General features: G+C 40.1%; 17 protein-coding genes and 1 pseudogene. 10 read left to right on the plus strand and 8 right to left on the minus strand.

Annotated elements, in window-relative coordinates; translation table 11 throughout:
- Nucleotides 1–100 precede the first annotated feature (100 nt).
- Both Q0779_RS11980 and Q0779_RS11985 read right to left on the minus strand, forming a co-directional pair.
- A complete protein-coding gene (locus Q0779_RS11980; protein WP_298772849.1) occupies nucleotides 101–1717 on the minus strand; it encodes a cation:proton antiporter family protein in 1617 nt (538 codons plus the stop codon).
- Between the two features lie 502 nt (nucleotides 1718–2219).
- Complete coding sequence (locus Q0779_RS11985) at nucleotides 2220–4070, minus strand: protein-disulfide reductase DsbD (protein WP_298772851.1); 1851 nt, start codon at nucleotides 4068–4070, stop codon at nucleotides 2220–2222.
- Between the two features lie 358 nt (nucleotides 4071–4428).
- Between Q0779_RS11985 and Q0779_RS11990 the strand changes: the two genes are divergently transcribed.
- The gene (locus Q0779_RS11990; RefSeq protein ID WP_298772853.1) at nucleotides 4429–4977 is read left to right on the plus strand and encodes an FxsA family protein; all 549 of its coding nucleotides are present in this window, start codon (nucleotides 4429–4431) and stop codon (nucleotides 4975–4977) included.
- Between the two features lie 31 nt (nucleotides 4978–5008).
- Here Q0779_RS11990 and Q0779_RS11995 read toward each other — a convergent pair whose 3' ends face one another.
- A complete protein-coding gene (locus tag Q0779_RS11995; RefSeq protein ID WP_298772855.1) occupies nucleotides 5009–6889 on the minus strand; it encodes a protein kinase in 1881 nt (626 codons plus the stop codon).
- Between the two features lie 275 nt (nucleotides 6890–7164).
- Here Q0779_RS11995 and Q0779_RS12000 point away from each other — a divergent pair, with 275 nt between their 5' ends.
- The 5 genes and pseudogenes from Q0779_RS12000 to Q0779_RS12020 all read left to right on the plus strand — a co-directional run bounded on the left by Q0779_RS12000 (nucleotide 7165) and on the right by Q0779_RS12020 (nucleotide 11486).
- On the plus strand, nucleotides 7165–7776 hold the full coding sequence (locus Q0779_RS12000) for a hypothetical protein (protein WP_298772857.1): 612 nt from the start codon (nucleotides 7165–7167) through the stop codon (nucleotides 7774–7776).
- A 58-nt stretch (nucleotides 7777–7834) separates the two neighbouring features.
- Nucleotides 7835–8826 (plus strand): annotated as a pseudogene (locus Q0779_RS12005) (transposase).
- A 404-nt stretch (nucleotides 8827–9230) separates the two neighbouring features.
- Nucleotides 9231–9683 (plus strand): hypothetical protein, encoded by a 453-nt coding sequence (locus Q0779_RS12010; RefSeq protein WP_298772858.1) that lies wholly within the window; start codon nucleotides 9231–9233, stop codon nucleotides 9681–9683.
- 44 nt (nucleotides 9684–9727) lie between these two features.
- Nucleotides 9728–10150: a hypothetical protein gene (locus Q0779_RS12015; protein ID WP_298772860.1), complete on the plus strand. Its 423-nt coding sequence runs from the start codon at nucleotides 9728–9730 to the stop codon at nucleotides 10148–10150.
- A 211-nt stretch (nucleotides 10151–10361) separates the two neighbouring features.
- Entirely contained in the window at nucleotides 10362–11486 is a 1125-nt protein-coding gene (locus tag Q0779_RS12020; protein WP_298772862.1) for a hypothetical protein, read from the plus strand.
- A gap of 118 nt (nucleotides 11487–11604) precedes the next feature.
- On the opposite strand, the gene nfi is transcribed toward Q0779_RS12020, so the two are convergent.
- The gene (gene nfi, locus Q0779_RS12025) at nucleotides 11605–12372 is read right to left on the minus strand and encodes a deoxyribonuclease V (protein WP_298772863.1); all 768 of its coding nucleotides are present in this window, start codon (nucleotides 12370–12372) and stop codon (nucleotides 11605–11607) included.
- Nucleotides 12373–12474: 102 nt separating this feature from the next.
- Here nfi and Q0779_RS12030 point away from each other — a divergent pair, with 102 nt between their 5' ends.
- Nucleotides 12475–12897: a hypothetical protein gene (locus tag Q0779_RS12030; protein ID WP_298772864.1), complete on the plus strand. Its 423-nt coding sequence runs from the start codon at nucleotides 12475–12477 to the stop codon at nucleotides 12895–12897.
- A gap of 135 nt (nucleotides 12898–13032) precedes the next feature.
- On the opposite strand, the gene Q0779_RS12035 is transcribed toward Q0779_RS12030, so the two are convergent.
- Together Q0779_RS12035 and Q0779_RS12040 are read right to left on the minus strand one after the other, a co-directional pair.
- Nucleotides 13033–13368: a hypothetical protein gene (locus tag Q0779_RS12035; protein WP_298772865.1), complete on the minus strand. Its 336-nt coding sequence runs from the start codon at nucleotides 13366–13368 to the stop codon at nucleotides 13033–13035.
- A 233-nt stretch (nucleotides 13369–13601) separates the two neighbouring features.
- Nucleotides 13602–14864: a cytochrome P450 gene (locus tag Q0779_RS12040; RefSeq protein WP_298772866.1), complete on the minus strand. Its 1263-nt coding sequence runs from the start codon at nucleotides 14862–14864 to the stop codon at nucleotides 13602–13604.
- Nucleotides 14865–15129: 265 nt separating this feature from the next.
- On the opposite strand from Q0779_RS12040, the gene Q0779_RS12045 reads away from it, so the two are divergent.
- Nucleotides 15130–15933, plus strand: a complete 804-nt coding sequence (locus tag Q0779_RS12045; RefSeq protein ID WP_298772867.1) for a glucosaminidase domain-containing protein — start codon at nucleotides 15130–15132, stop codon at nucleotides 15931–15933.
- 18 nt (nucleotides 15934–15951) lie between these two features.
- Here Q0779_RS12045 and dkgB read toward each other — a convergent pair whose 3' ends face one another.
- Nucleotides 15952–16758, minus strand: a complete 807-nt coding sequence (gene dkgB, locus Q0779_RS12050; RefSeq protein ID WP_298772868.1) for a 2,5-didehydrogluconate reductase DkgB — start codon at nucleotides 16756–16758, stop codon at nucleotides 15952–15954.
- 19 nt (nucleotides 16759–16777) lie between these two features.
- Here dkgB and Q0779_RS12055 point away from each other — a divergent pair, with 19 nt between their 5' ends.
- Nucleotides 16778–17056 carry a hypothetical protein gene (locus tag Q0779_RS12055; RefSeq protein ID WP_298772869.1) on the plus strand — a complete coding sequence of 93 codons (279 nt, stop codon included), beginning with the start codon at nucleotides 16778–16780 and terminating at the stop codon, nucleotides 17054–17056.
- A 132-nt stretch (nucleotides 17057–17188) separates the two neighbouring features.
- On the plus strand, nucleotides 17189–17854 hold the full coding sequence (locus Q0779_RS12060; RefSeq protein WP_298772871.1) for a thiopurine S-methyltransferase: 666 nt from the start codon (nucleotides 17189–17191) through the stop codon (nucleotides 17852–17854).
- 42 nt (nucleotides 17855–17896) lie between these two features.
- Here Q0779_RS12060 and Q0779_RS12065 read toward each other — a convergent pair whose 3' ends face one another.
- Entirely contained in the window at nucleotides 17897–19012 is a 1116-nt protein-coding gene (locus Q0779_RS12065; protein ID WP_298772873.1) for a porin, read from the minus strand.
- Nucleotides 19013–19218: the final 206 nt, after the last annotated feature.

Consider the following 19218-nt stretch of genomic DNA (forward strand, 5'->3'; position numbering starts at 1 on the left):
TAAAGAACTTGAGTTTTTAATCAAGTTCTTTATGAAAATCCGTTTTCTCCTTGTTTCTCATCGCTGGTATGGCTGATTTGAGCAGAGATGCTATGATATTTTATGTCATATTTTGTTTTAAATCTCGAATCATTGATTGAGGTGAGTTCATCTGGTTTAACGCATGTTCGGCAAAACCGACTCCAGCGACTTCATACAAGTTATAGACACTATCAACACCGGAACCCTTGAGGGATTCGACATCTTCACTGTATCGCACAATAGCACTGAATTTGCCTTTATAGTTAAGCAGCTTTAATTGTTCTACCGCAAACAAATTACCCGCATGGTGCGGCATGGCAAGTAAGACGAGTTCAAGGTTTGGAGCATCATCGAGTTTTTCCCAAAAATCAACATCGGCGGCATCACCTTGTAGTACATTACGTCCTTGCTTATTATGAAAATCAACGGCTTTTTGTTTATGTTCAATCCCTAAAACTTCATTGGGGTATAGGGCATTAAGTTCATCATAGGCCCCTGAACCAATTCGTCCCATTCCCAAAATAAGAAAGCGTGGATTACCCACAGGAATGGGCCTGTCTTCAGGGTGTAATACGGTTTGCTCTAAGCGTTGTAAGCGGCGTGGATTTTGTTGATAGAGCCTGTTTGCTAGTGTATTTAATGGTGCAGCAAACAAAAAGCTTAAACTGATGGCCACGGCAATAATGACCATCCAATGGGGAGGTAACCAGCCTTTATATGTCGCGACAGCGGCTACAATGAGCCCAAATTCACTATAGTTACTTAAGTTTAAAGCGGTCAATAAAGAGGTGCGCGCACGTAAATGAAAGCGCGTGAGCAAGTAGACAAATAATCCAATCTTGATGGGCACGAGAAGTACTAAAATACTGGCAAGGCCAATGTCACTTAAACTCGGTAATCCATTTAATCCAACGGTTAAGAAAAAGGCAATCAGAAATACTTCTTTAAAATAAAACATGGATTTTGCTAATTCTGATGATTTTTTATGGCCAGCCAAAAACACACCCATGATCAAGGCACCCAGATCCGGTTTGAGCCCGACTAGCTCAAATAAAGAGCCGCCCATCACTAATGCCATCACGAGCCCAAAGAGGACGAGTAATTCACCATGACCGACTTTATCAAATATACGGTAAATGAGTGGTTTAGTGAAAGGTAAGAGTAATAAGCCCAGCGCCCACCAAGAGGGGATTGCGCCTTTTGATATGGTTAAAAAAGCCACGGCAAAGATATCTTGCATGATCAAAATACCAATGGCAACTCGCCCGTAAAGGGTTTGCATATCCCCTTTATCTTCAAGAATTTTGACCGCAAAAATGGTACTGGAAAAACTTAACGCAAAAGCGAGTAAGGCGATTTGGGTATAGGCTAAATCGGTGAGTTGTTCGAGCCCTATCCAGCCTAATAGCTTAAGTAACGGGATGAAAAATAACATTGATCCCATTAAATGTAAGCTTGCGCCTGCCCAGACTTCGGCATTAAATAGACTGCGTAAATCCAACTTAAGACCGATAGCAAATAAGAGTAAGGTGACCCCTAAACTGGCTAACGATTGTAATAGCGGTAAACTTTTTTCATCGATGCCAAAAATATACAGAATAAAACCCGCTGCAAGATACCCAATCAGGGGCGGAAGGCCAATACGCTTAACAAGCATACCGCAAATAAGGGTGGTAATGAGAATGGCGGGTTCCATGGTACTCCACTTTTGGTTAGTTAATAAATACTAAAGCACAACAATATGAGATGCCCTTTTTAGGTTCACTATCATATTCATAAAAAGCTTAGGTTTAAATGGGAAAAAGACCTGAGTTTAACATTTTCTCATGGATTTAGACTAAAGAAATGCACGGAAAACTGATGGAAGCAAATGTCACAACATAAAGTGAGTATTAAGCTCACTTTATGTTGTTTTTTATAACGTTTATTTAATTGCTAGGGGCTGTTGAACTTTGGTGATGACTTCTGCAGCAGTTTGTGGGGGGTTTATACCAGGCAGAGCTTATGTGGTGTAGTTATTCTACATGAATAAGCGATAACGCTGTAAAAAGGCGCCACAAACGCTGTCCTCATTCTTTTATAAAGCAGGATCCAGCTAAACGTGTTTTACTCTTTGTTGTAGCGAATGTGCTTAGAAGACTAGGCAGCACTCACTACGCCGTGATTAAAACACGTTTATCTAGGACATAATTTAACCACTAAAGGTCATCAGCCCCTAGGAGTGTATCCAGATGTCTAGCAAAAGGTTGCGGCTTCATGAATCCGGTGACGGTTAAGGATGACACTTGCTCTCCTTGACGATTAAACATTAACAAGGTGGGTAAACCTAATACATGGTAATGCTCCAATAAGGCAATATCGGTGGCATCGTTTTTGGTCACATCTGCCTGCAGTAACACCATTTGATCCATTCGTTGTCTCACATCGCTATCTTGAAAAGTAATGTGCTCAAATTCTTTACAGGCGACACACCAGTCAGCATAAAGATCCAGCATGACAGGTTTACCTTGTTTTGTCGCTTTGGCGATTTCGGCTTCAACATCCTCAAGGGATTTGACCTTGATGAAGCCTTTTTCTTGCGGTGCGTTAAGTTGGCTATAAGATTGAAAGCCTAATTGATGCATGACGGATTGAAAGCCAAATGAAAATACGGCCAGTAAGCTCAATATTAATAGGACAGAGCGCGCTGTTTGCTTCCAATTAAAGCTTGTGAGCTTATTTTGGTGCATCAGGTAACCAATGAGCGTTATGCCCCAGAGAGCCCATAACACATCCGTTAGTGTGCCAGCCCAAATGCGAGCAATCAACATAATGGAAACGGCGATGAGTAAGAAGCCGAAAACCGTTTTTATGACATTCATCCATTGGCCTGCTTTTGGTAATAATTTACCACCAGAGGTGCCCATGATCAGTAGTGGGATCCCCATGCCAATACTCAGTACATAAAGGGCTAAAAAGCCCAGTACTAGGTTGCCAGTTTGAGCAATATAAATTAACGCACCAGAAAGCGGTGCAGTCGTACAAGGAGAAGCCACTAAACCGGAAATCGCTCCCATGGCAAAGACGCCAATGAGGTTGCCGCCTTTTTGGTTGTTTGACAGCTTGTTCATTTTATTTTGCCATTTTTCGGGCAAGGTTAAATCATACAATCCGAACATGGATAAGCTTAAAATGACAAATAAAACGGCTAATACAATTAATACAGCAGGGTGTTGTAATGCCGCTTGGTATTTCATTCCCGCTGATGCGACGACTAATCCTAATAAGGAATAAGTAATCGCCATACCTTGTACATAAGCCATCGACAAGGTAAAAGCTTTTGCGGTGGAGAGCTTTTTCCCTTGGCCGACGATGATCCCAGATAAAATCGGATACATAGGGAAAACACAAGGGGTGAGGGCTAAACCGATACCCAATACAAAAAAGCTGATTAATGTCCACAATAAGCTGCTATTTTCAAGCATTTGACTGAGACTGTCTTGCTGAGATAGGGCGATGTTATCGCTATTGTCTGTCGATTGTGATGTGGTTGAAGCTAGGTTGCTCTTGGTTTGGTCTATGTTGGCGTTCTCAAGTGGGGCATTTTGAGAATGTGGGGCGATGGTGTTCAGTGGAATATCACGTGTGGTTGGCGGATAACATAACTTATCCTCTGCGCATCCCATAAAAGTGATGGCTAGTACACCATCACTGGCAGCTTGAGTAAAACTGACAGGTAAAGTGACAAAGTCATAATAGACCTGCTGCTCACCAAAATAATCATCAAAGTGGGTTTTCCCTTCGGGCAAATTAATGTCTTTTATTTCGGCATTACTGGCTGAAAACTTGAGTTTATCCCGATACAGGTAATAGCCATTGGCAATGACGAAACGAATTTTGACTTGATTGCCTTCTTGCTTGAAATCCATTGCAAATGCTTGATCAACCGGCAGTAACTCGGGCTCACTTTTCAAAAAGTTAAGTCCACCTTGATCGAAAAGTCCTTCGGAATAAGCCAAGGGACTGAGTAACAGTAATTGAGCCAGTAGGATTAAAATAATTTTTTTCATATGTGAAGTCGTTTCTTTTATCCAGTCAAAATACAAAAATGGGTGAGGATAGCAAAGCCTATGTTTCATAAAAATTATTGATGACACGTCATTATACGGGTTTTACTTTATAAAGGTTAGTCTTTGAGCAATGCCTCGTTAATTGATGTGATATGGATGGTGTTTTCATCCGTTATTTTTTGAAATAAGTGTTAAGATTAAACTGTCGGAAAACACTTACTCTGTTTACTTTTAATGAACTTAGCGCTGTAGCTCTATAGATTGGGGCAAATCCTCAGTTTAAGTCATGAAATAGAGTAGACCCGATAATATCGATGTAACTTTCATCTTTTTATCGTTTAATCAATGTGAGGTCAGTGTGTTTTTACTCATTCTATTACTTTTTATTGTGTTACCCATTTTGGAGTTGGCAGTATTAATCCGTGTTGGAGAAGTATTAGGCACATGGCCAACAGTGGGACTGGTGATTTTGACTGCCGTTGTTGGGATCTCTTTAGTCAGGAGTCAAGGGATCAATACCTTGATGCAAGTGCAAAAGAAATTGTCCAGTGGTGAGGCGCCTGGACAAGAAATTGTTGAAGGCATGATGCTGGGGGTGGCAGGGCTATTACTCGTGGTACCCGGTTTTATTACCGATTTTGTTGGCATCTTATTGTTAACCCGTTTGATCCGTATTCCCGTGGCCGGATTTTTATATAAGCGGATGCAGCTTAAAGTGGTGGCCAATGGGCGTGGTGGTATGGGGAGAGGGCAGCATAATCCTTTTGGTGATGACTCCCAAGGTCAAACCTTTGATGGTGATTATGAAAAGAAGCCTGATCCCAGCGATAAACGACCTGAAAGCCATCAAGTGGGATCAGGCGATCAGGCCTCTTCAAATAATGAACCCAAAAAGCCATCAGAGTGATGTTATCCCCATGACACTTGAACATGTATCTTCAAGTGTCATGGGGATAGTCTGAGTCATGTGGCAAAAATGCTTTTGGGTTTTTAGGGTAAAAATGATCCGGCTGGTGGGCGATGACATGAAAGTGACGCGTGCTTTTATAGGGCAATTTCATGAACCCTGAAACGCCTTGGCCTTGAATTTTTTTCACATGGCTTAAGATCCTGTCGAGACTGGCTCGAAAAGCCGCTTGTTTTCGAGGGTTGAGAAGCCGTAGGTAGCTATGGATTTTCATATGATTCGGTAAGGCTTCAAAAATAATACAGCCAGTATGATGAATTTTGTTGATATGGCTAAGCTCTTGCATAATCTCAGGGGGCAGTTCCAGATTTTCTTCGGGATCGGGACCATCTTCAAAGTAAGAGTGCAATCGGGATTTATTTTCGATGAAGGGCGCGTCCCCTATTTCAAAAGGCAGCTGTTGATCTGGGGTTAAAATGAAAGGATCGTGCGTGTTTTCTCTTTCAAGGTGTAGTGTATCTTTAGCATTAAAAAAGCACGCCTTAAAGACCCCTAAACGTTTAATGCCACGGGCAAGTGTTACCATATTATTCACGGCTAAAGTAAAGGCCGCTTTTTCTTGTGCGTGCTTTTGTGCTTGTTCATCATGACTTAAATGAGCTTGATGGGAATAATATAGATTAAAACTGGAATCAATAAAAATACCGCTTTCACGCCAATGTATTACTAAGCCACCCACAATCGGGTATTGAGCGAGTCTGCCAACTGCCACAATAAAGCCTTTTTCATTATCTCCCATGCCCGCTAAAAAATTGCGGTAGTATTTTTCCAGTTCTCTGTCATCCATATTGGCAATAGGATCGTCGACATTATGCTCTTTTAAAAAGGCTTTTCTTGAACTGTAAGTCACCGTTTCCACTTGCTGTGACGTGTGTTGGGTCCAAATGGGGATCTCAGGCTCAATGGGCGCGGTTGGCAGTTCGGGTAAATGCAGCCAAGAATGATGGGACATGCTTTTTAAAAAGTAATCACCCGCTTTTGAGCGAATGAGAGGATTCTGGCTGAGCATGCCTGTTAGTGTGTTAGCCAGTTCAACGGGCAGGCCAATACTGGTAGGGGTGATCACTTGACTGCCAAAACGGCTTGCTTGGCCGGAAGCGAGGGCATAAAGGGTTGCGGCCACACCTTGCTCGTCAAATCGAGGACTCGATAAAGCGCCATTGAGCTGCTCATCGCCAATAAAATACACATCTCCCATTCTGGCATTGGTGTGCTGTTGATCGCTAGACATGACATCCATCACATTACCATTCACAGGGTTATCATGGACATCCCGTTGAGCAAATACAGCCGATCCCCAATCGATGAGGGAGAGCTTTTCTGTTTCGATATCGTAAACTAAGTTTGAAGGTTTAATATCCCCATGGATCAGTGGGCGACCGTGATGTAAATACAATAAAATGTTGGCCAATTGCCGTGCAATATTCATGATCATGGCCACAGGTAGCTTGCCTAAACGGCGGCACAGTATATCTAAATCTTCTCCCGGTGCTTTTTCCATCACCAAAATGCCTTGTTTACCCACGCGTTCAAATTTTATGAGTCCAGGGACATTAGGATGAATGACCTGCGATAACATAAAGGCCTCTTCTTCCAGCCTGTCTTGTACGCTTTGGGGCAAGGTAATGCGCGAAAACTTAAAAACATGGGCTTCATCTTCACTGTTAATTCCAGAAAAAACAAAGCCATAAGCGCCTTTTCCGACTAATTCAATATTCTGATAGCCGAGTTTAGTCAGCTCTTGTCGACACAGGCGGATCCACGCCTTATGTTTACGGGCATTGTCGGCTGTGAGCAAATAAACGGATTGCTCTTCAGAAATATAAAAATGTTGCAGCTCAGGTGTTTGCAAGGCCAATATCCAGTCATGATGGCAAGCTTATTGATAAAGAGTATACCTCAGTTTGCATAAGATAAACTCCAATGCATCGTCACAGCAGAAAACCCGCAAAAGAAAGCGAATGGAGAGGTGTGTTTGGTTTGTGTAAATTTAAAGGTCTTTTGGTTATTTTTATGTTGAGTTGGTGGTGTATATGTAGATAATAGACCTTTGTATTATAACCAATTGTATTATTTAATCTGGCAGTTGGTTACACCCCCACCATTTTAAGCATACAGGATGTTGTAATGTCACCCATATCCAGAATAGTGAGACGAACATCAAGTTTGTTATTCTTGGTTTTAATTATATATTTTCAATCTTTTAATATACTGGCATCAAGTTATTCTGTTGCCAGTAATAGCCCGAATACCCAAGTCAATCATCAGTCAAATACTGCGGCAGATATGCTGGTTCCGGCGCCAGCCGTTAATGGTGTATCGATGAATGTATTTACTCGGTTTGAAGTTTCAGGACGAAAACTCATTATTTATAATGGCAATCGTGAAACTGGAGGGACTGTCAGTGAAGATGCCGCTAGGCTGATTGTGATTGAAGCACCAATACTATCACTAGCTGATAACATTGAAATTTTAGGCGTGCCTGCCGATTTATTATTCGTGAGCAGAGGCTCAAATAAAACATTGAGCTGTCATCAATGCAGCTTTGACAACGTTGGGCGTTTAACGCTCACAGTTGCAGGTTTTAACAGTGCTGCCGTTATTCAAAATAGTGGTGAAATCGGCAGATTAACGGCGAGTTATAATGGTGTAGTCGATATTAACCAACTGTCAGCACCGGGAGTGCAGTCATTAGAGCTTATTGCCGATAGAGTGAAAAGTATAGACAGCCATAATTAATAGCATAGATTAATCTTACTTACTAAGCTTAATGGACTGGTTCATGTAGGAGGATGCTATGCCACGGCCAAGAAGAACGCTAATAAGCATTGAAGATACGCCCTACTATCATTGTTGTAGCAGAGTGGTAAGACGAGCGTATTTATGCGGTGACGATAAATATACTGGTAAAAATTATGATCATCGCCGTGGTTGGGTTGAATCTCAACTGCTTAAATTAGCAGCTGTTTTTTCCATTGATGTCGCGGCATTTGCAGTGATGAGTAATCATTTACATGTGGTGCTTTATATTGATGTTCATAAAGTGAATGCTTGGTCAGATAGGGAAATTATTGAACAGTGGCATCAACTATTTAATGGCACGACGATCACTCAAAAATTTGCGAAAGGTGAAGTCGTTGATGAATACCAAGTGGCTCAATTAAAAAATCAAATTGCAATTTACCGTTCACGGCTCTGTGATATTAGTTGGTTTATGAGATGTCTTAATGAACCGATAGCAAGACAGGCTAATGCTGAGGATAATTGCACAGGTCACTTTTGGGAAGGGCGATTTAAAAGCCAAGCCTTGTTAGATGAAGCAGCAGTGTTGGCTTGTATGGCCTATGTTGAATATTTTTTATTAATAGATAGGCCATTCGTGCAAAGATGGCGAGTACACCAGAGCAATCTGATTATACCAGTCTGAAGTTACGTATAGAAGCTGCATTGACGGGAAAGCAACCTCAACAGCTATTACCTTTTATTGGTAACGAACGTAAGTTTCAACCGAAAGGTATTGTTTTTGAATTGAAAGCCTACCTTGAGCTTGTTGATGAAACAGGCAGGCTTATTAGTGATAATAAGCGGGGAGCAATATCCTTAAATACCGAAAAACTATTAGATAGACTGAATATTCCGACGGAGAATTGGCTAAAAATTATTTCAGAATTTGGGATTTTGTTTCATGGGCCAGTGGGTACGTTACAAGAGTTAAGTTGTTACTGTGAACACTTAGAGAAACGACGACGGCATTTCACAAAATGTTGTCAGTACATGGGATTAAACTAGAGTTTAACTTTTTGGTTCAATATCATTACTATAAGCTCAGATAATAATCACTAACTGAGTTGGTAGATTATATTTACAATTCACTTAATTTCAAAAATTTAATCCTTTTTGGGGATAATTATCAATTACGTTAGTTCAAAACTGCTCAAGTCATAATGTAATCGATTCTAGACGTTAATGTATTACATCTATTTTGATATGTTATTGTTTTATAATGACTGGCTATAGTATTTCTAAGTTTAGAGTGGTTGGGATCACCTACCGCGGCAGTCATTGCATCTTATAAAGCGCTATCTCATATCGGTGTAAAAACAACGGAAACGGTCGCTCATCGTTGGAAGTCGGGGGTTAATAAAGTTGAGCCAGAAGTGTCAGGCATTCCTGGCCTTGAAAGGCCATTTCGAGTGCCTAATATTGATTATCCTTCTAATAAAGCAGTTGTTGATGCAATGCAAGATACAGCATCTCGTATGTGCGATGGTGTTGATTGCTCTGAAATTGCAGAACAATTATTCTATGTTGCTGGAGAGAAAGGTTATGTAGTTGTTTTTAGAAATGGTAACTCGATTTGGCCTAGTCCTCTTTCAGAAAATATAATGCCTAAGTTTTCACCTCCATTTAATGATGCTTATGAATTCAACTATCCTACAAAAGAATGGAATGGAAATATTGGAAGTGTTACTGAATCTTACCATGCAGTGTATTCTGATGGGAGATATATATATGATGGAGCTTTGCATACTGATGGAATTCCTATTAGTGACTATATGAAATTAGTTAATGCTTTGAATGACACTCGAGTGAGTTATCGCTTATATAATCCCAATGATGGTGGCTTGTTCAAAGGTACTCCTTAGATAGTATTCATATTCGGCATATTTGGTATTAAAAAGGGGGTATTGTGAGTAATGATATAAAAGATATTGAAAACAATAGTAATGTGCAGAGTTTCTTGAAGGTTATAAAACAAAAGCAACTCGTTACTTGGTTTTCAGGTCGACCAGCATTAACACCTTTAGGGCTTAATGATTCGATAGTTCCGATAATTATGTGGTCATTTGTGGATGAAGAATCTGATATATCTAAAAGAATGTTATTTTTAATTGATGAGTTTAAATCAGATATCGGTTGGAAGGTTGAGCGATTAAAATATAATGCTAGGTGGCGGTTAGTGCCGTTAAGAGTATTTGAATTGGCACAGGCGCATAGTGAATATAATGTGTTCGATGTTGCTGGCATATTGGAACAAAATGAACCTGAATTTGGGCAATTAGCCAATCAAGAAATGGGAAAGCTCGCCGCGTATCTAGAAAGGGCGCTATAAATGTAACCGTAAGTTTGTTATTCATTTATTTATAACTCAAGTGTTTCGAGCTTTGGCCAAGAGTATTATTGGATGTATACAACCAGCAATCACTGCCATTTTTATTGAAAGTGCTTGCTGGTTTTTTAGTGATTGATCCGTGAGATCTGAACATTGAGGTGTGAGCATTATCCAAAGAATGAAGTATGTTTGCCAATTACTGAGATTGACAATGCAGCGTGAGAAAGTGACGGATAAACAGAATGTGACTCTTGATGAAAAGCCTAAAAATCTATTAATACAGCGCCATACTAGCCGCACCTTAGGCATGAGCCAGAATGTACAGCTAGAGCGGATCATTTTAAATACCGTGCTAGTGATAAAGGATGAGCTGGGATATTTCAAAAATGGCTTGTTTACTGGTGGTGTATTCACATTAAAAGAAGGAAAGGTGATCTGTCAGCGCCGCTTTGAGCAAGGCGTGGATGTAGGGGAATACCAGTGCCCGTATTTGTCTGAAACCCATGATTTACATTTGGATATGAGCATAGTCGATGTTTATGAGAAGCCTTATGACGCCGAATACTATTACGGTTATCGGGATGAGGCCAATACACAGCATAACAAGTTTACTGTATATGAGTTTGAGCAAGGCCTGTGTATAAGTGCTAGGCAATATTGTCGAGGTGAGACTTATGACAGGTTTGTGTTTACTGATGATGGCTGGTTGGAAGATTTGCAATATCGCAGTTATGATGCAAAAGGAAACGAGTGTTATCAGAGCTTTACTTGGGCGCCGTCTGGCGAGCTGGAGTATTTGGAAATAAGAATAAAAGCAGCGAACAAATTAGTGTTTGATTTAGAATTAAACTTAAGTGATCAGGCCTTTATCTTTACAACTAAGGTTGGTTATCAGCAAGCCCTTTCACATGAAATTAAGCGTTTTTTTTCTATTATCAATGTTCCCGATTACCTTACTTGGGAAGATTTAAGCCTGTTACAGATCCACCAAGATCGTTTTAAGCTTGCGGGGAAGGGAGTTAGTGATGAGTTGATGCAAATGTTATTTTCAGGCAACGGAGTCAATGCCGTGCAAAGCATAACATTATGGGAAACAGATATTTCATCTATATCAATCGATGCATTGAAGCCATTAAAAAATTTAGCAGAATTGTCTATTTATAATGTGTCTCGTGATAGAAAATGGCGCCAACAACTTGCAGAGCAAGGTGAGTTAACTGAGCCTGATGCCCTTGAGGCGCAGCGGGAAGCAGACAAATTACAACAAGCATTGCTGGTGTTTAAGCACCAGCGGCCTGAGTGTGAAGTGAAATACAATGAACGGCTTATTCATTAATATTCACTCAATAAGATTTGGCGTACACAGGTGATATTAATAGGCTCGTGATAATTTACACAATCCTGACATATAGGGCACGAGCCCTATTGTTAGAGAAGAGGGTATTTAGTTAGTGTTATAGAGGCGTGTTATTGAGGCCTTGCTGGCTTAGATAGGCTTTGCGCGCACGATTGACGGCTTGGTCTGCTAGGCGAGTGGTTTGCGGCAAACGGTATTTTGGCGTGAGTTTGAGTAGGAACTCACAGGCACTCTCAAGGGAGATCTTATGGCCGATGGAAATATATAACGGCTTTATATTGGTTTGAGTTCGCAGCGCAGCGCCAATCACCTCATTATTATCCATGAGTAGACTACGCTCTCCTCGCGTTATGTTGACAGTATCGTGCTCACCCAATAACCGCGTTTTACCACAGCCTATGGTAGGTATATCAAACAGCAGGCCTAAGTGAGAGGCGAGACCAAAACGGCGCGGATGGGCGATGCCTTGGCCATCACATATGACTAAGTCGGGTGTGTGTTTGAGCAGTGCAAAGGCTTCAATCAGCGCGGGGAGCTCACGAAATGAGAACAGCCCAGGAATGTAGGGGAACTGTGCTTTGGCTTGTGTGGTGACGGTTTCGATAACGGCCAAAGTCTGTGCATCGAGAAGGACCACAGCCGCAAAGAGTACATCACTGTCATTACAATAGGCGACATCCACGCCTGCAATGATGTCAATCGAATTCGTGTTATCACAGCTATCAATATTAGAGGCATTAATATCACAGGCATCATCATGAGAACTGGGGTGATCCGTTTTAATGATCTTATGGGCTAATTGGTTTTGTAAGGCAATCGCTTGCTCTTCTGAACTGGGAAGCGTAAAAGGAATAACAGGTTGCATAATGTCAGTGTGATATCAATGTTTGTGAGTATAACGCTATAATAACAAAAATAGCTGCACTCAACTTAATTGACTTAATGTCTATTGATTGGAACCATGTCAATGGCGTTGATGTTGGTTATTGCGGGTGAGCATTATAATATTGATATTAAAAAATTTTCAGGAATTAAAAATAACAAAATGAAAAAACAACTATTAAGTGCAATATTAGCGAGTTTCTTAGTAATTGGCATAAGCACGAATGTCATGGCTAATACTGTCAAAGAAGTGACAGTCAGTAAAACCCATGTACATACCAGTTCGGGGCTCTATTTCAGTACCAATGAAACCATGAAAAATCCAGAAAACTGTGGTGGTGATAGTGACGCACCGGGTTTATATATACTAAGACAAGGCGATTACACTAAGGAAGCATTTAGTGTGTTGCTGGCGGCGCACATGTCGAATAAAAAAATCAATATTCATATTCAAGGCTGCAACGGAACATTTCCCATTGTTGATTGGGTTCAAGTTGATGATGCTTGATGCTGAGATCTAGGGTTTAAATTGAGATCTTAGGTCGTATTACTGCTAATGGTTCAATCGACTCAATTTGTTTCTTTAATCTATGGAACAATTTGAGTCGATTGTTTTATTGCTTATTTTATTGAGCAAGAGCCATTACATATTGCCAGACCAGATACTCTCGACGGTATTTGGATATTCTGTACAGTCACCTGTTCCATAAGCTGTCATAGGCTTTCCAGTGGTTCTGGCCGCTAGCGCCATTGAATAAATGGCTTTACCGCCTTGGGTATTGGCATCAAAGGAATAGGTTTTTTGGTAATATTCAATTGCACAACTGGCCATATTTTCTATGGCTGTATCGAAACGGATCATCCCTTCACCATTGTTATCGATCCGTACATTTTTGACTATACCTGTGAGCTTGCTACTTGCCGCATAAGCAGTATTCATGCAGGCAAATAGGGCGACTAATATGAATAATTTTTTCATGTTTTATTCCTAATGTTGATATTTATTCCATTGAATTAAATATATTTTATCATGAAAGGTATGGATATGGATATGGATATGGATATGGATATGAGTATAAGTATAGATATTGATTTGATTATTGTTCTTGGTGAGAGTAGATGAGATGAAAAAATAAAGCACCTAGGCTGATCAATAAGAGATAATTCAAAGGTGCTTTTATAGGTTTGTTTGAAGCGATTAGTCTATTGCATTTACAACTTTATTTTAAGTGATTTCATGGCTCGCAGGCCGAGGTTATGAATATATTGCGGTGGCTCGATAATGTCACCTTGGGGGAAATGTTCAAGCAGGGCTGCAATGGCGATTTCTGTTTCTAATCGCCCTAATGCGGCGCCGGGACAAATATGCGGGCCAAAGCCAAAACCTAAATGTTTAGGTTTACGATGAATATCGAACACATCGGGATTGGGATAGCGCTTGGGGCAGCGATGGGCCGCGCCTAATAGTAAAAAGACTCGCCGACCTTTCTCAAGTAAGGTTTCACCGATGAGGGTGTCTTTAGTGGTGATCCGGCCGAGGCGATGGACGGCGCCGTCATAACGTAAACTTTCTTCTATGACGGGTTTCAGTAGCGACGGATCATCCAGCAGCAGTTGTAATTGACTCGGATGGCTTTGTAATTGTTGCCATAAGTTACTGATTAAATTAGTCGTCGTTTCGTGTCCTGCAAATAACAACATGATGCAATTAGCGATCACATCATCGAGGGAAAATTCATTGTTATTTTGTTGATATTGTATAAGGCTGCCCAGTACTGTGGTGGATGCGCATAGGGCTTTATCATTGAGTATGACTTTTAAATAATCGGCCATTTCGATGACACTTTGTTGTGCTTTTATTGCGCTAGTTGCGCCTAAGGTGGAGCCCATAAATTGTGCGATATCATCTGACCATTTTTTAATTAAATGAATATCTTTTGCGGGGACACCTAATAAACGACTGATAACTAAGGCCGGCAGGGGATAAGCCAAGCCTTTGATGACATCATTTTGCTGTTGCTGCTTCATGTCTAAAATGAGAGTTTGGGCTAATTGTTTAATCTCAGGTTCCAGTGCCACTAACAACTTATGTTTTAAAGACGCATTAATTATCCGCCTAAGGGGCATGTGTTTAGGGGGATCTTGAAACAGCAGCCATTTGGATAAGCCTTGAATTAAGGGTTGCAAAAAAGCGATTTGCTCTGGCGCTAATGGCGCAGTAAAGGAGTGAACTCTATCGGATGAAAAAGCCTGATTGTCTTTGAGTATTTGTTCGATATAGTCAGGTTTCGAGACGTAGTAATGCCCTGATGATGGTGATTGATAGATAGGTGCTTGTTTGAGGAGTTTGTGGTAAGTATTAAAGGGGCTTTGAATAAAATGCATTGAACTTAAATCAAATTCTTTTGCGGTACAGTGAGTGTCTAAAGCAAGAGGTGAAAGTGGGTCTGACAACACATCGGTGTGATCGTCCATGTGACTTCCTTATTGTGCAAAAATAAGCGCTTGAGTGAGTGCCTGATTAATTCAATATTGAGTCAGTATTACGGTGCAAGAGATATGTAGTTATTGTTTTAAATTGTCACCTTGATGTTTGACTCGTGTTTAATGTAGCACAGTGCTAAAGGGTTTCGACATAGGTCGAGATGATCATTTTGCACGTACTTTAGTATGAAAAATAAGCTGTTTGCCACTATTGTTAAACAAGGAGTGTCGTTCTTTCTGTCCTTAAGGAATGAGTATGCTGTCGAATAATCTAAGTCGATTTTTTTGCTTAGCTTCAAAGTGTAATGTCAATTTGATGCTGTGTTTATGCTTGTTAATGATGGCTTTCCAGTCGTTAGCGTTGCAATATGAACTGCCGTTTTGGTCAAGTGAAAATGATGAAAAGGCGATGCCGGATTTTGCTAAAATAACCAATATCAGTGATAAAAAGAAAGCGTTTTTTGGTTATCTAAAACCCTTCGTGGATGAAGAAAATCATCGTATCAACACTGACCGTGTTTTTTTATTGTCCATGCAAAGTCGTTTAAACAAAGGTAACCCGTTATCCCATTCTCAGATGTCGCGCATACAATATCTTGCTCGGCAATATCAATACAAATTAACATCTATCAAAGCTAAGCAGTTAACTGGGCTTCTGTATAAGGTCGATACGATCCCCTCTAATTTAGTGCTCATTCAAGCGGCAGACGAGTCAGATTGGGGCAGTTCTCGTTTTGCGCGAGAGGGGAATAATTTTTTTGGTCAGTGGTGCTTTACAAAGGGTTGCGGCTTAATGCCTCGCTTGGCTTCAGTTGGTCGATTTCATGAAGTGAAACGTTTTAAGAGTGTGCAAGACTCTGTGATTGCTTATATGCATAACTTGAATGTTAATGGTGCTTATTTTTTGTTTCGAAAAATCAGAGCAACTCAATGGGCTAAGGGTGAAAAGCCCACGGCTGAGGAACTTGTTTATGGATTAGCGAATTATTCACAACGCGGGCAAGCTTATACGCATGATCTATTAAACCTGTTGCGGAAAAATAAGCGTTACTTGAATTAGGTTATCATCGATTCAATATCATTCATCCCAATCGGGTGCAAAATCAGGATCGGCAATTCGTTGCTTTTTATCTAATGAATCAATGAGCTGGCATTCGTGGTTGGTGAGCTCAATTTGAGTATAAAGTAAGTTGTTTTCCAAGTTGGCTTGTTTGGATGATGATGGAATGGCGATTAAATTCTTGCTATCCATCCAGGCTAAAATGATCTGTGAGGGAGTTGCATTGTGGAGGTTGGCTATTTGTATGATGGTATCATCTTTGAGGGCTTGCCCAACGGCAAAGGGCATGTAAGCGGTAACGAGAATGTGGCGAGATTGACAAAAGTCGACCAGTTTTTTGTTTTGTAAATAAGGATGAATTTCAATTTGATTGGTAAGGATATGCTCCCGTGGAAGCAGATCCATAGCCGTTTTCATTTGGTTTATGGTGAAGTTTGATACTCCAATATATTGTGTGAGTCCCATAGCTCTTGCATTGGCTAGTAATGAGAGATATTCCGACATGGGAACTTGATTATTAGGGGAAGGCCAGTGGATTAAGAGTAAATCAACATAGCTGGTATCTAAATTATCGAGACTCACTTTGACGCTATCGATAAAGTTTTTAGCGGACAAATTATTCATCCATACTTTGGTAGTGAGAAAAATATCATCGCGAGGGATCCCACTTTTTGAAATAGCTTGCCCGACAGGGATCTCATTTTGGTAAATCGTGGCGGTATCAATATGTCGATAACCCGCCTTAAGTGCCATAGAAACAGAGTCAAATGCAACCTGATCGGTTAGCCGATAGGTCCCCATACCAATCGCAGGAATATGCATCATATTATTGCCTTCTTGTTATATGTCTTCAGTTATTATTTTAGACGTATTTGCTGGCTTTATTGTATTTCCGTTATTCATTACGGGAATTGCTGGCATGATAGAGTCACAATGGGTGGGAGTGTTATCAGGCTTTCTATCGAGTGTTGCGCCTTTTTTGTTTGTTATACAGGAAACTTATGCTCATTTGGTTTCGGTTATGGTTTTTTATCCTTTGTATTATGTATCGTTAGGCATATTGTTCTCTTTGCTTACATTGAGTATTTATCTTGTTTTATATGTGTTTGTATATCAATATTGAAAGAGAAGCAGCAGATAAATAATGGTACTTAATAAGGTAATATGTGTTTTTTGTACAGATAAGAATGAGTCTATTATGACTTAGTCGAAAAACACACTTTTAAGTGTTTTGGGTATAAAGGTAAATAAGGGTATGAAAGCAAGTTTTTGGCATGAGCGCTGGGAGAAGCAGCAAATTGGATTTCATAATGAAGATGTTAACCCATTATTAGTGAAATATTGGCCGCAATTAAAGCTAAAGTCTGAGGCAAGAGTGTTGGTGCCGCTTTGTGGTAAAACATTGGATATGTGTTATCTAAAAGAGAGCGGGTACAGTGTATTAGGCTGTGAATTAAGTGAGTTGGCTGTGAGGCAGTTTTTTTCTGAATATCAGGCTGATAAGGAAAAGTTGACTTGTATTCAAAGAAATGAACATCAGCATTTCAGTTTACATCATATCGAAATAATACAAGGTGATATGTTGACCCTAACTTCGCAAGATTGTGGAACTATCGATGCTTTTTACGATAGAGCGGCATTAATTGCTTGGCCTGAAGCGTTAAGGCTTGCGTATGTTAAGCAGTTAATGATGCTATTGCCATCGGGAAGCCAAGGTTTATTGATCACCTTAGATTATCCACAAGAGGTGATGGCTGGGCCGCCGTTTGCCGTGCAAGATGATTGGATTATGGATAATATGGTATCGGGGTTTGAGATAGAGCGATTAAGCTGTGAGGATGTACTGCAAGATAATCCTAAATTTATACGTAAACAAGTCCCTTGGTTAACTGAATCAGTTTATAAATTGATCAGAAAATAGCAGGCCGAAGTGATGAGCCCTATTGCAGGGCTCATCAATTGATTAAAATACGTGTTCCATGCCTAGGGTGAAAATATTGTCTGTTTTCAATGATACTGGAACATTATCATTGAGGTAGTGCCCTTGATACCTGACATAATGTCCGTATATTTGCGTCGTGGCTAATAACATATGATCGGCCCCTACAGTGAATTGTTTCATTTTGATGTTTGAAAATTGGCTACGGGGGTTGCTTATGCCATCTTGAGATTTTATCGATTTCGTGGCATTAGAAAAATAGTAGCCTAATCCTGATGTATCTGTTGCGTATTCTGCTTTAAAATTAACGCGCTTATAGCAATACATGAGATTATAAAAGAGACTGTTACCTCGCATATTTTGCTCTTCTTCAAGGGTGCTCTTTGTATGCTGAAAAAGAGTGCCTAAGGTCAATTCTCCGAATTGGATCTGAGCGACGCTTCGGTACGCATTAACATTGGAAATGCCTCTGTTATAGGAGGCTGCAAAGTAATAGGGCTGTTTTCTAAAATTCTTGTCACCATAGGTCGTGGTTATTGCGTATTGAGTTTGACCATTATTTGAATGTCTTTTACTTTTTTCATTATTTTGACTGTCATTTGATGTGTGATTATCTGTCATCAAATAAGTTGAGCTAAATTCAAACCGATCTGCAAAACGTGGAGAAAAATACCAAATAGAATCAGCGGTTCGGCTTTGTCCTGCGACCAAATTGTTGATATCGGCATTTGTGCCGTTAAAGACATCTGCACTCCCCTCAGAATTTTTAAATACCGTGTTATTTCGACCCACCAAAACAGTGCCTAGCGTATCTTCTATACCCAGATAGGTATTGTGCGCTTTGATTGGATCTTTATCACCTTCAACGCTAGGGTTAGACAAACTGACACTTAATTTATAAATAATGTGCCTTTGTTCAGTGATATCATAACTGCCTTTCATGCCAATGGTGACATAGCTTTCGATACTGGTGCCTTTTTTATGATTTTTGGTCGCATAATCGGTTGTTGCATTAGCCAGTGAAAAATCCATGCTACCAAAAAGCTGTGGCTCTTTAGCAAAAGGTTTAAAACTGATAAAAGTAATGAAGATACAGAGTAAGGTTGTAAGGTGTGCTAACTTTCTAATTATAGTCGTCATTAGTTAATCTTTAACGTGTAGATATTATCCTTCATTTTTTTACAAGCATCCTGTCTTGTATTTATTAGGCGGAGAATATTAGCGTTTTATTAAGCATTGAGAAGGAATTAAAACATTTTTTCTTGCTTTACTGCTTAAAATTAACTTTTGGTTATTTTAGATTAACAAATGGTTGTTATCGTGTTCATTATGGTGGCATATTATTA

Origin of the sequence: uncultured Shewanella sp. (genome assembly GCF_947491715.1) — a bacterium.
GTDB lineage: Bacteria > Pseudomonadota > Gammaproteobacteria > Enterobacterales > Shewanellaceae > Shewanella.